The organism is Mesorhizobium tamadayense (genome assembly GCF_003863365.1).
Taxonomy (GTDB): domain Bacteria; phylum Pseudomonadota; class Alphaproteobacteria; order Rhizobiales; family Rhizobiaceae; genus Mesorhizobium; species Mesorhizobium tamadayense.
This window is the reverse complement of the sequence record NZ_RQXT01000003.1, coordinates 1-13397: the sequence shown is the minus strand read 5'-3', so window position 1 is coordinate 13397 and position 13397 is coordinate 1. Positions and strand designations below refer to the sequence as shown.

The 13397-nt window shown below is 64.3% G+C and carries 13 protein-coding genes and 1 other RNA gene; 3 read left to right on the top strand and 11 right to left on the bottom strand.

Annotated features, from left to right (window positions below; all coding sequences use genetic code 11):
* Window positions 1–78 precede the first annotated feature (78 nt).
* The 11 genes from EH240_RS03280 to ffs form a co-directional block, all read right to left on the bottom strand.
* Window positions 79–825 (bottom strand): ABC transporter ATP-binding protein, encoded by a 747-nt coding sequence (locus EH240_RS03280; RefSeq protein ID WP_124995990.1) that lies wholly within the window; start codon window positions 823–825, stop codon window positions 79–81.
* Window positions 822–1664, bottom strand: coding sequence for an ABC transporter ATP-binding protein (locus tag EH240_RS03275; RefSeq protein WP_124995989.1), 843 nt, complete (start codon window positions 1662–1664; stop codon window positions 822–824). The genes EH240_RS03280 and EH240_RS03275 overlap by 4 nt, the downstream gene beginning before the upstream one ends.
* Window positions 1665–1690: 26 nt before the next feature.
* Complete coding sequence (locus EH240_RS03270; protein ID WP_124995988.1) at window positions 1691–2611, bottom strand: ABC transporter permease; 921 nt, start codon at window positions 2609–2611, stop codon at window positions 1691–1693.
* Window positions 2608–3675: an ABC transporter permease gene (locus EH240_RS03265; protein ID WP_124995987.1), complete on the bottom strand. Its 1068-nt coding sequence runs from the start codon at window positions 3673–3675 to the stop codon at window positions 2608–2610. Before EH240_RS03265 ends, EH240_RS03270 begins: the two co-directional genes overlap by 4 nt.
* 18 nt (window positions 3676–3693) lie before the next feature.
* Window positions 3694–5277, bottom strand: a complete 1584-nt coding sequence (locus EH240_RS03260; RefSeq protein ID WP_245435813.1) for an ABC transporter substrate-binding protein — start codon at window positions 5275–5277, stop codon at window positions 3694–3696.
* Between the two features lie 315 nt (window positions 5278–5592).
* Window positions 5593–6870 (bottom strand): lytic murein transglycosylase, encoded by a 1278-nt coding sequence (locus EH240_RS03255; protein ID WP_124996201.1) that lies wholly within the window; start codon window positions 6868–6870, stop codon window positions 5593–5595.
* Between the two features lie 193 nt (window positions 6871–7063).
* Complete coding sequence (gene recR, locus EH240_RS03250; RefSeq protein ID WP_124995985.1) at window positions 7064–7669, bottom strand: recombination mediator RecR; 606 nt, start codon at window positions 7667–7669, stop codon at window positions 7064–7066.
* A 195-nt stretch (window positions 7670–7864) separates the two neighbouring features.
* On the bottom strand, window positions 7865–8851 hold the full coding sequence (locus tag EH240_RS03245) for a cell wall hydrolase (protein WP_124995984.1): 987 nt from the start codon (window positions 8849–8851) through the stop codon (window positions 7865–7867).
* A gap of 216 nt (window positions 8852–9067) precedes the next feature.
* Window positions 9068–9391: a YbaB/EbfC family nucleoid-associated protein gene (locus tag EH240_RS03240; protein ID WP_124995983.1), complete on the bottom strand. Its 324-nt coding sequence runs from the start codon at window positions 9389–9391 to the stop codon at window positions 9068–9070.
* A gap of 22 nt (window positions 9392–9413) precedes the next feature.
* The gene (locus EH240_RS03235; RefSeq protein WP_124995982.1) at window positions 9414–11225 is read right to left on the bottom strand and encodes a DNA polymerase III subunit gamma/tau; all 1812 of its coding nucleotides are present in this window, start codon (window positions 11223–11225) and stop codon (window positions 9414–9416) included.
* A 106-nt stretch (window positions 11226–11331) separates the two neighbouring features.
* An RNA gene (gene ffs, locus EH240_RS03230) (signal recognition particle sRNA small type) lies at window positions 11332–11428 on the bottom strand.
* A 181-nt stretch (window positions 11429–11609) separates the two neighbouring features.
* Here ffs and EH240_RS03225 point away from each other — a divergent pair.
* The 3 genes from EH240_RS03225 to EH240_RS03215 are packed head-to-tail and all read left to right on the top strand — an operon-like array spanning window position 11610 to window position 13340.
* Window positions 11610–12029, top strand: coding sequence for an HIT domain-containing protein (locus EH240_RS03225; protein WP_124995981.1), 420 nt, complete (start codon window positions 11610–11612; stop codon window positions 12027–12029).
* Between the two features lie 52 nt (window positions 12030–12081).
* A complete protein-coding gene (gene nudC, locus EH240_RS03220) occupies window positions 12082–13023 on the top strand; it encodes an NAD(+) diphosphatase (protein WP_124995980.1) in 942 nt (313 codons plus the stop codon).
* A gap of 14 nt (window positions 13024–13037) precedes the next feature.
* Window positions 13038–13340: a Dabb family protein gene (locus EH240_RS03215; RefSeq protein WP_124995979.1), complete on the top strand. Its 303-nt coding sequence runs from the start codon at window positions 13038–13040 to the stop codon at window positions 13338–13340.
* The last annotated feature ends 57 nt before the right edge of the window (window positions 13341–13397 follow it).

Genomic DNA, 13397 nt, shown 5'->3' with positions numbered 1-13397 from the left:
GCGTTCCTCCAATGCAAAACTTTAAATGCTGGCGCGACAGAACGCGGCATAGAAAGCTGGCTCTACGGACCCGCCATCCTACACCCGCACAAACCCCTCGGAGGCCCTGAGGAGATTTCGCGTATAATCCTCGCTCACCCGATGGCCGATCAGCTGGCTCGCGGTCAGCGTCTCGACCACCTCGCCGTTCTGCATCACCATCAGCCGCTCGCACATATGGGTGATGATGGCGAGGTCGTGGCTTACCATGAGGAAGGTGAGTTTGCGCCGCCGTCGTACCTCCTCCAGAAGGTTCAGTACCTCCGCCTGCACGGAAGCATCGAGCGCCGAGGTCGGCTCGTCGAGCAAAAGGATCGATGGTTCGAGGATGAGCGCGCGGGCAATCGCCACGCGCTGGCGCTGGCCGCCGGAAAGCTGGTGCGCATAGCGGAAGCGGAAGCCCTTGCCGAGACCGACCTCGTCCAGCGCACGCTCGATGCGCTTCTCGCCGTCGGCAATGCCGTGGATGGCTAAAGGCTCCTGCAGCAGCCGGTCGACTGTCTGGCGCGGATGCAGCGACCCGTAGGGGTCTTGGAACACCATCTGCACCTCACGGTAGAACGCCTTTTCGCGGGTTTTGCCGAGCACCTTGCCGTTGACCGTGATGGTGCCGGACGAGGCCGGCGCCAGACCGGTGATTGCCCTCAGCAGCGTCGACTTTCCCGAGCCGCTCTCGCCGACCAGCCCGTAAGACTCGCCTTCCCTCACTTCGAGGCTGACGCCCTTCAGCGCGCGAAAGCGGTCGAAGACCACCTCCAGCCCTTCGACGGAAAGCGCCGCCGTCACGCCGCCCACTCCGGCTTGCGGTCGAGCACCGGCAGCGGATGCCGCTCGAAACCGATCTTCGGCATGCAGTTGAGCAGGCCGCGCGTATAGGGATGCCGGGCGTCGCGCAGCTCGGATGCCTTGAGCTGCTCGACAACCTTGCCGGCATACATGACGACGACACGGTCGCAGAAGGACGAGACCAGGCGCAAATCGTGCGAGATGAAGATCAGGCCCATGCCGCGCTCAGCCACCAGCCTATCGAGGATGTTGAGCACGTCGAGCTGCACGGTGACATCGAGCGCCGAGGTCGGCTCGTCGGCGATCATCAGTTCAGGCCCGGCGATCAGCATCATGGCGATCATGGCGCGCTGGCCCATGCCGCCCGAGACCTCGTGCGGATGGAGGTCGAAGACGCGCGCGGGGTCGCGGATCTGCACCGCCCGAAGCATATCCAGCGCCCGCTCGCGCGCTTCGGCCTTGGAGACCTTCTCATGCGTGCGCAGCGTCTCGACGATCTGGCGGCCGATGGTCATCACTGGGTCGAGCGAATATTTCGGATCCTGCAGGATCATGGCGATGCGATTGCCCCGCAGCGCCCGGCGCTGGCTGGGCGATACGGAAAGCAGGTCGATGCCGTCGAAGGCGAGCTTTTTGGCCGATACCTTCGCCTGCGGCAGCGTCACCCCCATGATGGCGCGGCCGGTCTGCGACTTGCCGGAGCCGCTCTCGCCGACGATGCCGAGGCGCTCGCGGCCGAGCGAGAAGGAAACGCCGCGCACCGCCTGCACGAGGCCGGTGCGGGTCGCGAAGGTGACGTGCAGATCTTCGACTTCAAGAAGAGCTTTATCGTCGTTCATTGGTCGCCGCTCATTGGGGTCGCCGCTCATTGGTCGCCGCTGCGGGGATCGAGCGCGTCGCGCAGGCCGTCGCCGAGCAGGTTGAAGCCGAGGCTCACGATCAGGATAGCGAAGCCCGGCGCGCCCGCCACCCACCATTGATCGAGGATGAAGCGGCGGCCCGACGCGATCATCGTGCCCCATTCGGGCAGCGGCGGCTGCGCGCCGAGGCCGAGGAAGCCGAGGCCGGCGGCGGTGAGGATGATGCCGGCCATGTCGAGCGTCACCCGGATGATCAGCGAGGAGATGCAGAGCGGCATGATGTGGCGCAGCACGATACGGAAGGGCGAGGCGCCCATCAATTGCACCGCCTTGATGTAGTCGGAATTGCGCACCGTCAGCGTCTCGGCGCGGGAGATGCGCGCGTAAGGCGGCCATGAGGTGATGGCGATCGCCAGCACCGCGTTCTCGATGCCGGGGCCGAGCGCCGCGACGAAGGCCAGCGCCAGCACCAATTTGGGGAAGGCGAGGAAGATGTCGGTGACGCGCATCAGGATCGCATCAGTCCAGCCGCCGGCATAGCCGGCGACGGTGCCGACCAGGAGGCCGATGGGAGCGGCGATGATGGCGACCAGGATGACGACATAGAGCGTCCAGCGCGAGCCGTAGACGATGCGCGAATAGATATCGCGGCCGAGGTCGTCGGTGCCGAACCAGTGCGCGGCGCTCGGCGCCAGCAAGCGGGCATTCTTCAGGTCGCCCACGGTCGCCGAATAGGGGGCCAGCACGCCGGCAAGGGCGGCAACCACCACCAGCGCGAGGATGATGAGCAAACCGACGAAGGCCAGCCGGTTGGCTGTGAAGCGTCGCCAGGCGACATAGGAGCGGCCGAGCCTTGCCTGCATGCGCGAGGCCGGCCGATCACTGAGCAGCCACTCACGCCGGGATTGAATGGTTTCCACGCTCATCCGGCCTTGGTCCTTGGATCGAGAAGCCGATAGAGCAGGTCGGACAGAAGGTTGATGGCGATGAAGACCGAGCCGATGACGATGGTGCCGCCGAGCACCGCGTTCATGTCGGCATTCTGCAGCGAATTGGTGATGTAAAGCCCGATGCCCGGCCAGGAGAAGACGGTCTCGGTCAGCACCGAGCCTTCGAGCAGGCTGGCATAAGAAAGCGCTATCACCGTCACCATCGGCACCGCGGCGTTGCGCAGAGCGTGGCCCCAGATAATGCGCATTTCCGACAGGCCCTTGGCGCGCGCGGCGACGATGTATTCCTGCGCCATCTCGTTCAGCATGAAGGAGCGCGTCATGCGGCCTATATAAGCAAGCGCGAAATAGCCGAGCAGCGAAGCCGGCAGGATGATGTGGCGGTAAGCGTCGTAGAAGACGTCCCATTGCCCCTGCATGGCCGCATCGAGCAGGTAGAAGCCGGTGATCGGCGTAAAGGTGTATTCGTAGACGACGTCGAGCCGCGCCGGGAAAGCGACCCATTGCAGCTTGGCATAAAACAGCACGAGCCCGAGAAGCCCAAGCCAGAAGATCGGCACGGAATAGCCGACCAGGCCGATGATGCGCGCGATCTGGTCGATGAAGCTGCCGCGCCTGACCGCGGCGAGCACGCCGAGCGGCACGCCGATGACGGCGCCAATGATGGTGCCCAGCGTCGCCAGCTCGATGGTCGCCGGGAAGACGCGGCGGATGTCGGACATCACCGGATTGGTGGTCAGCACCGAGGTGCCGAAATCGCCGCTGAGGGCGCTTTTCACATAGATGTAGAACTGCTCGATCCAGGGCAGATCGAGGCCCATCTCGCGGCGCGTGCGCTCGACGACGGCGATCGGGGCCCGGTCGCCGAGCACGGCCAGCACCGGGTCGATCGGAATGACGCGGCCGATGAAGAAGGTGACCGCGAGAAGACCGAGATAGGTCGTCACCGCGATGACCAGGAAGCGACCAAGCGACGATAGAATGGCGACGGCGCGGGCGCTGCCGCGCCCGGCCGCCACCTTGTTTTCAGCTACGCTCACGCGGCGCGTCCGAAAACGCTATTCCTTTGAGACCGACCCGACGAAGTTGGTGTCGAAACTCGGGCCAAGCGCAAAGCCCTTGAGGTTCTTGCGCAGCCCGGCCACTTCGAGCTGCTGATGGATGATGACGAAGGGGCTGGTGTCGAGGATCTTCTTCTGCAGGTCCTTGTACATGTCGGCGCGCTTGGCCGAATCCTTCTCCAACAGCGCCGCCTCGGTTTCCTTGGTCAGGTCCGGAATGTCCCACGAATTGCGCCAGGCGAGCGTGTGCGACTTGCCGGCATCGGAATTGTCCGGGTTTGAAGCAAAGGTCTGGGCATTGGAGTTGGGATCGAAATAATCCTGGCCCCAGTTGCCGATATAGATGTCGTGGTTGCGGGCACGGTACTTGGTCAGCGTCTGCTTGCCGTCGCCGGGGATGATCTCCAGCTTGATGCCGGCCTGGCCGAGCGTCTGCTGGATCGATTCCGCCATGCCGGTGGTGGGCTGGCCGGTGCGCACGTCCATGGTGACGCTGAAGCCGTCCGGCAGGCCGGCCTTGGTCAGCAGCTCCTTGGCCTTGGCGACGTCGAGCTTGAACGGGTTGTCGTCGATGGCGCCGAGGTCGCCCTTGGGCAGGAAGGACTGATGGATCTCGCCGATGCCCTTGAGGATGGTCGAGCTCATCGCGTCATAGTCGACCAGGTATTTGAAGGCCTGGCGCACTTCCGGCTTGGCGAGGTTCGGGTTCTTCTGGTTGAGGCTGATGTAGTAGACCGTGCCCTTCGGCGCGCTGGTGGTGGTGAGGTCGGCATTCTTGGCGATGGCGTCGAGGTCGTTCGGCTCGAGGTTGCGGGCGACGTCGATGTCGCCGGCCTCCAGCGCCAGGCGCTGCGCCGAGCTTTCCTTCATGTTGCGGTAGATGACGCGGGCGAGCTTGGCCTTCTCGCCATTGTAATTGTCGTTGCGCTCCAAAACGACGGCCTCGTTGGCCCGCCATTCGCGCAGCTTGTACTGGCCGGAGCCGGCATAGCCGGTCTTCAGCCAGGCGTTGCCGAAATCGTTGTCCCATTTGTAGTCGGCGCTGGGGGTAGCGGCCGCGACGTGTTCCTTGACCAGCTTGGCATCGACCACCGAAGCGACCGTTGCCGACAGGCAGTTGAGCACGAAGCTCGGCGCATAGGGCTTGTCGACGACGAACTGGAAGGTGGTGTCGTCGACGGCCTTCGCCTTTTCGGTGACGTTGTCGCCGCTGATGCCGAACTGACCGATGATGAAGGCCGGGCTCTTGTCGAGCTTGATCGCGCGCTCGAAGGAATAGGCGACGTCGGCGGCGGTGATCGGATTGCCGGAGGCGAACTTGATGCCGGGCTTGAGCTTGAAGGTGTAGGTCAGGCCATCGTCGGAAACGCTCCAGCTCTCGGCAAGGTCACCCTTGACCTTGGAAGTATCGCTGAGGTCGAGGCGCACGAGAAGGTCATAGGTGTTGCCGGTGACTTCCGCTGTCGACAGCTCGAACGCCTCGCCCGGATCCATCGAGATGATGTCGTCGATGGCAAAGCCTTCGACCAGCGTGTCGGCGGGCGTGACGGCGAAGGCCGGCACTGTCAGCAGCGCAGACATCGCCACACCCGCGAGCAAGCCACGGAGAGCAAACTTTTCCAGCATCATATTGATCGTTCCCTGTTTTGTTGACCTGAGTTCCCGGCTCAGGGCCGCATTATTCTTCTCGAAGCCGACGGCGGCTTGGACCACTTAACGTCGTGGTTTTTGTCCAGTTGGTCAACACCCTTTTCGGCGGCTTCCCTGCCGGCAACGGACATTTTACGAAACAGCTTATTGGGCCAGAATGGGCTGCCACGAGTCGACCGTGCGCCGGCTAATCGAAGCCTCCAATCAGGAAAAATCTGCTAAACTTTCGACCCTTAGAAGTAGCCGCTACTTCAGCTGCGCAACCAGCGAGGCGTCAGGGAAACAGGTCGCGGGCTTGCCGTTCTTCGCCTGCCAGGAGCCGATCGAGCGGCGCGTCTTGAAACCGGGCAGGCCGTCGGCGCTGCCGACATCATAGCCCGTCGCCTCCAGCGCCCGCTGCAGGGCGGCGATATCGGACCGGTGGAAATCGCCGACCGGGCCCCAGGCGCCGGCGAAGCCGGCGTCGCCCCGGGCGATGCGGTCGGCGGCATGGCCGATGAACAGCGCATAGAGATCGCTGGTGTTGTATTCCTTCAGCACATAAAAGTTCGGCGTGACGATGAAGGCCGGACCGCTGCGCCCGGCGGGCATCAGCAGAAAACCCTCGGCCTTCAGCTCGCCAGCCGGGAACGGCTTGCCGCCGGCGCGCGCAATGCCCATCGCCGCCCAATCGGCGATTTTCTTGCCCTGGTCGGGACCTTCGAGCGAGCAGGAGACCTTCGCCGGCACTGTCACCTCGAAGCCCCAGCCGCGCCCCCTCACCCAGCCATGATGGACGAGATAGTTGGCGATCGAGGCGAGCACGTCCGGTGTCGAATTCCAGATGTCGGGCCTGCCGTCGCCGTCGAAATCCACAGCATGCTTGAGGAAGGATGTCGGCATGAATTGCGGCTGTCCGAGCGCGCCGGCCCAGGACGATTTCATCGCATTGACCGGCGCCAGCCTACGCTCGACGATTTCGAGTGCCGCCAGCACCTCGGTGCGGAAGAAATCCTTTTTCGTCGACATGAACGCCTTGGTGCCCAGCACCTCGAAGGCGTCGTAAGGCATCTTGGCCGCGCCGAAGCCGGTCTCGCGGCCCCAGATCGCTAGCACGATCTCGCCAGGCACGCCGTAGCGCTTCTCGATCAGCCCGAGCACCCTGGCGTTGGCGCTCTCGCGCGTCCGCCCGCCGGCGGTGACGGCGCGAATGATCTTCTCGGCGAAATAGTTGGCCGGCGGGCCGAACTCGGCCTGATGCTGCTTCTCAGGTGTCGTCGGTTTCTCGCCGGGCATGACGAGGTCCGGCAATTTCAGGTTCGGCTTCACGCCGATGAAGGCGGCGTCGAAGGTTTTCCTGGAGATGCCCTTCGCCTTGGCCTCAGGCCAAAGGTCGGTTTGCAGCCAGGCCTGGAACTGGTCGTCGATGGGCGCGGCGCGGGCGGGAAGGCTGAGGAGGAAAATGACGAAGGCTGCCAAGAGGGAAAGCACAGCCAACGTTCGAAGTTTGCGTTCCTTCGCACCCCCCTCTGTCCTGCCGGACATCTCCCCCGCAAGGAGGGAGATTGGCAGTTCGGTCGCCGGCGCTCTTCCTGCAACGCTGGCGATTGGCGAAAGCCCACGCGACACCCGATCTCCCCCCTTGTGGGGGAGATGTCCGGCAGGACAAAGGGGGGTGGGACGGAGTGCTATCGTTCGAGGAAAATCGCGCCTCATAGCCCCCTCCCCACCGCCTTGGTCAAAACACCGTCCTCGAACGCAGCGCCGCGGCGAGCGTCCCCTCGTCGAGGTAATCGAGTTCGCCGCCGACCGGGACGCCATGCGCGAGCCTTGTCACCTTGACCTCGAAGCCCGAGAGCTGGTCGGTCAGATAATGCGCCGTGGTCTGGCCCTCGACGGTGGCGTTGACGGCGAGGATCACCTCCTTCACCTCGCCGCCTGCGACGCGATCGACCAGCGAGCGGATGTTGAGCTGCTCCGGGCCGATGCCGTCGAGCGGCGACAGCGTGCCGCCGAGCACGTGATAGCGCACGTTCATGGCGGCGGCGCGTTCCAGGGCCCAGAGGTCGGAGACGTCCTCGACGACGATCAGCGTGCCGGCATCGCGGCGCGGATCGGCGCAGATCATGCAAGGGTCGGAGGTGTCGACATTGCCGCAGGTGGAGCAGATGCGCACCTTGTCGAGCGCCTCGCCCATGGCGGCGGCGAGCGGCTCGAGCAACTGCTCCTTTTTCTTGATGAGGTGGAGGGCGGCGCGCCGTGCCGAGCGCGGCCCGAGCCCCGGCACCTTGGCCAGGAGCTGGATCAGGCGTTCGATCTCTGGACCGGCGATTCGCTTCGACATCGCTCTGATCTAGAGCAATTCCAGGAAAAGTGCGAAACGGTTTTCCGTCCGGAATTGCGTCAAAACGAAAAGGGATCAGTTCGCCGCTTCCGTGAAACGGTGAAATGATTCAGGATTTTTCAGAGCGCTTTGGAACATCCGCGGCCGGGAATGATCCGCCATGCTGCCACGGCGGACCATGAATTGCAGGTTCGCTCAGTAGGCTTCGAGTGGCCGGTTCTGGCTGACGATCAGCGCGCCGATGGCGTCGGTGTTCTCAGGCGTCGACTGGAAGCCCATCGTCGCTTCCTGCGGCGCGCTTGGAACAGAGGTGACATACCGGCCCTTCAAGGTGCCGCCGAAGCGGGAGGCGTCAGGCTCCTCCATCGGCTCCTGCATCGCCACCAGCGTCGGCTTCACCGTGACGCGGCCGGATTTCTGCGCCGGCTCGGCGGAGGCCGTCATGTAGGTCTGCTGGGCGGGGACAGCCGTGGTCTTGGCCGGAAGTGACGACGCCGCGGCCGCTGTCATAGCGGCCTGCTTGGCCGGATCCGGATGCACAATGGTCTTCACCACCGGCTCTGCGGAGGCAACAAGCACAGGCGCGGAGTCGCGCTGCTGTTGCCGCGGCTCGGCCGAGGCCACGGCGACCGTCGGCTCGTCCGGCAGCGGCTGCCAGTTGCGGCCGCGCTTCTCATAGAAGGCGTTGCCGCCGGCCACCATCGTGTAGTGCATGTTATTGTAAGGGAAGCGCAGACCGGCGGTGTGGAAATACATCGTGTTCTTGAGCTTGGCCTTGCGCTCGCCCTTAAGCACCGCCTCGGCGGCCTCCTCGACATCGGGCAGCGCCTTCGAATTCATGGGCCGCGTCAGCACGCCGGGAGCGAACTGTCCCCTCTCGCCGACGACCTCGCAGATGGTGCTGCCATGCTGGCCCGAGCGCAGCCGGTTCATCACCACCGTGCCGACGGCGATCATGCCGTCGCGGCTCGACCGGTTGGACTCGAAGAACATCGCCCTTTGCAGGCACTCCTTGTCCTTCATCGTGTAGGAACGCGAACTGAGAAAGCTCGGCGTGATGGCGTCGGTCAGGCTCGCCACCGACATGCCGTGTGAAGCGGTCTGGCTGCAGCCGGCCAGGAACAAGGGGGAAGCGGCGATGCCGATGAGCAGCAGCGGCGTCTTCCATCGCGTCGCGATCAATAAAAAAGCCTCATTTCCAGATGCCAGCCCGCCCCGAGATGTGGCAAGAATGAGACTCTTTCAGGCAAAAAGATGGCTAGATGGTTAGCAAACTCTCGACTTGGGTAAAACTTTATGAATGCCGCGAAATGAGCCCGTGAACAACGCCGGCAAATGATTAATATTGCGGCCCAAGCTCAATTTTCGTTCATAATCAATTAACTGGCGGCAGCCGCCTCAGAACGGCAATTTCATTCCGGGCGGGATAGGCAGACCCGCCGTCAACGCCTTGGTCTTTTCCTGCATGATCTGCTCGACCTTATTTTTGGCGTCATTGTGAGCGGCCAAAAGCAGGTCTTCGAGGATCTCGACCTCGTCGTCCTTGAGCAGCGAGGGATCGATCTTCAGCGCCTTCATTTCGAACTTGCCGGTCAGCGTCACGCTGACCAGGCCGCCACCCGCCTGCCCGGTGGCTTCCAGCATGGCGATCTCGTCCTGCATGGCCTGGAACTTGGCCTGCATTTCTTTCGCCTTGCCCATCAGACCGAGAAGATCCTTCATAGCAAACGTCCTTTTTGTTTCTTCAAATCTCTTCGTCGTCGGCGGCTGGCTCGACCGGCAGGTCGGCCTCGGCTTCGTCCGCCTCCGGCGCGTCCGGAATGCGAACATCGATGATCTTGGCGCCGGGGAAGCGGGCGAGGATGGCGGCGACCGTCGGGTCGCTCTTGGCGTCGGAGAAGGCGTTCTCGCGCTTCGTCGTCTCCAGTTCGGCCAGCGTCTGGCCGCCCTCCTCCTTCGACAGCGAGACCAGCCAGTTGCGGCCGGTCCAGGCGCGCAACTTGGCGGTCAGGTCGTTGAGCAGCATCTTCGGCGCATCGTCGGTCAGGCTGACGTCGATGCGGCCGGGCTCAATGCGCACCAACCGCACGCAGCGCTTCACGAGCACCTTGAAGGCGATGTCGCGATTGGCGTCGGCAAGGGCGGCGATGTCGGCCAGCGACTTCACCGGAACGGCGGGCGTTTCGACGACCGGCTCGGGTGCCGGAACGAAGGCGGCGGGCATGGGCTGAGCCTCGACCAGCCGCATCGTCTGCGCGCCGCCGGTGGAGCCCGGCACCCGCGCCTGCGCCACAGCAGTTGCGCCGCCGCCATTGCCAGCCGGCGCTCCGTTGGCGCGCGGCGCGCCATTCGGCACCGGCGCGGCGCCTTCCAGCGATTTCAGCGCTTCGTCCAGCGTCGGCAGGTCGGCAGCGTGGGCGAGGCGGATCAGCACCATCTCGGCAGCACTCACCGGACGGTTGGAGGACTGCACCTCCGGAATGCCTTTCAAGAGCATCTGCCAAGTCCGCGACAGCACACGCACCGACAGCGTGCTCGCGAATTCGGCGCCGCGCCTTCGCTCGTCCTCGGATAGCGAAGCGTCGTCGGCCGCGGCCGGCACGAAACGCAGCCGGGTGACGAGGTGGTTGAATTCGGCAATATCCGTGAGCACTGCGGCGGGGTCGGCGCCGGTATCGTACTGCGCCCGGAATTCCGCCAAAGCCGCCGCCACGTCGCCCTTCATGATGTGCTCGAACAGGTCGATGATGCGGGCGCGGTCGGCGAGCCCGAGCATGGCGCGCACAGCCTCGCCGCTGACGATGCCGCTGCCATGGGCGATCGCCTGGTCGAGGATGGAGAGCGAATCGCGCGCCGAGCCCTCAGCGGCGCGGGCGATCATCGCCAGCGCCTCGTCATCGACGGAAATGCCTTCCTTGGCGGCGATCGAGGAAAGATGCGCGACCAGAGCGCCGGCGTCGATGCGCCTCAGATCGAAGCGCTGGCAGCGCGACAGAACCGTGATCGGCACCTTGCGGATCTCGGTAGTGGCGAAGATGAATTTGACGTGCGGCGGCGGCTCTTCCAGCGTCTTCAACAGGCCGTTGAAGGCCTGGGTGGAAAGCATGTGCACTTCATCGATGATGTAGACCTTGTAGCGGGCCGAGACCGGCGCGTAGCGGACGCGGTCGATGATGTCCCTGATGTCGTCGATGCCGGTGTGGGAGGCGGCGTCCATCTCGATGACATCGACATGACGGCCTTCCATGATCGCCTGGCAATGCTCGCCGGGGATGGACAGATCGACCGAGGGCTGGTCGACGGTCGCGGTCTTGTAGTTGAGTGCCCGTGCCAGGATGCGCGCCGTCGTCGTCTTGCCGACACCACGCACGCCGGTCAGCATCCAGGCCTGGGCGATGCGGCCGGTGGCGAAGGCGTTGGTCAGCGTGCGGACCATCGGCTCCTGGCCGATCAGCTCGGAGAAATTCGAGGGACGATATTTGCGCGCCAGCACGCGATAGGCGCCGGCTTTGCCTGTCACCAGACTTTCAGACCCCGAATTCTCGGCTTCGCTCATTCGCCGTCAAAAGCTCCAAGGACCGCGACGGAAGGCGGCCGATTCCTGCGCATAGTCTCACCCGCACGGCTTGGCGCCGTCAATGTCGCGGGAGAAAGGCGAAGAGGTGGGAGGCTGGAACAATGACCCGTTCCGGGCTCGTTAGGGCTGCTTCCTTCCGGACCTGACCCGGTTGGCGAGTGGATCGTCCACCACCAACCTCCCGCGCTCCATATCGGCAATTCAGCGGCGAAATGCAAGGGCGCAGGTGAATGACCAGCCACGGCATACAGCAGAGAACACCTTCAAATCCGCAGTAGCGGCCAATGATTCGCCTTGCAGCCATCTTGCCGCCGCACTAGCGTTTCCGGCTTGGAAAAAAATACAAAAGCGAAGGAAACGCCCATGCTGCCTGGCCTCAAGGCCGGTTTCACGCTGGACGCCCGATTGGAGGCGGACAGTGAGCAGCTCTTGTGGCTCGGCCTGTGCGAGCTCAGGCTGATGAACGACCGCCGCTGGCCGTGGCTGGTCCTGGTGCCGCAACGGCCCGGGATCGAGGAACTGCACGACCTGACACCACTCGACCAGGCGATGCTGACCTTCGAGACCAACATGGTGGCGCAGGCGCTGAAGAGGGTGACCGGCTGCACAAAGATCAATACCGGCGCGCTCGGCAACATTGTGCGCCAGCTGCATGTCCATGTCGTCGCCCGTTCCGAGGGCGACCCCGGCTGGCCCGGGCCGGTCTGGGGACACGGCATGCGCGAGCCGTATGAGCGCTCCGACATGCGCCGGTTTGCCCAAACGATCAAGGCAGCGCTATAAGCCGACCAGTGTCCATTCCGCGGTTTGCCGAGTCCCCCAACCCTGAGTCCCCATGAGCTTCCGCCTGTTTGACGCGCCCTTGCGCGAGCCCAGCCAGTTCGTCGGCTTCGCCGGCAACAAGATCGACCGGCAATCGGAGAACCGCGCCGACGACGCGGTCGAGAAGGCATTTGCCGAGCGATCGGCGCGGCTGATGCTGATGCATGCCGGCAGGCTTTATCTGAAGCTCAACGGCGGCAAGTTCGACCCATGGTTCGAGGCGGCGGAAAGCCAACCCTTCGAGGTTTCGCTCGACCGCGGCGTGCTGCTCGGCTTTTCCGAGAACGGTCCGGTGCTTGCCGTGCCCGCCGGTATCGAGCCGGAAAAGCTCCCCGAGACGGTCAAGGCGATCGATTATCGCTCGGTCTACATGCAGGGGCTGATCGACGAGGCGGCGGCCGGCGCGCTGGCGCAAGGCGCGGCGCTGCTCGCCTGGCATGCCAGCCATGCCTTCTGCAGCAAATGCGGCAGCCCTTCGGAAATGCGCGCCGGCGGCTACAGGCGCCATTGCCCGGCTTGCGGCACCGACCATTTCCCGCGCACCGACCCGGTGGCGATCATGCTGACGGCGACGCGCGAGAAATGCCTGCTCGGACGCGGCCGGCATTTCGGGCCGGGCATGTATTCGGCGCTTGCCGGCTTCATCGAGCCCGGCGAGACGATCGAGGCGGCCGTGCGCCGCGAGACGCTGGAGGAGGCCGGGATCCGGCTCGGCCGCGTCGTCTACCACGCCAGCCAGCCCTGGCCGTTCCCCTATTCGCTGATGATCGGCTGCTTCGGCGAGCCGCTCAACGAGGATATCCAGGCCGACCTCAACGAGCTTGAGGACTGCCGCTGGTTTTTCCGCGACGAGGTGCGCTCGATGCTGGAGAGAACCCACCCCGGGGATCTGATCACGCCGCCGAAAGGGGCGATCGCCCACCACCTCATCCGCGCCTGGGTCGACAGCGAATAGGAGCAGGAGCCGAAATGATCCGCCATACCGTCGTGTTCACGCTGAAGCATCCGCCGCATTCGCTGGAGGCGAAGCGGTTCCTCCACGATGCCAAGAAGATCCTCACCGGGATCAAGGGCGTCACCCATTTCGAGCAACTGCGGCAGGTGAGCCCCAAGAACGACTACCAATTCGGCTTCTCGATGGAGTTCGCCGACCAGGCCGCCTACACCAGGTACAACGAGCACCCCGACCACGTCGCCTTCGTGCGCGACCGCTGGGTGCCGGAGGTCGAGGGATTTATGGAGATCGACTACGTGCCGCTGGGCTGGGGTTGAGAATAGGAGGATCACGACGACTGGCCAACGTCCGAGGTTGGCGCAGGCTTCCGTGCT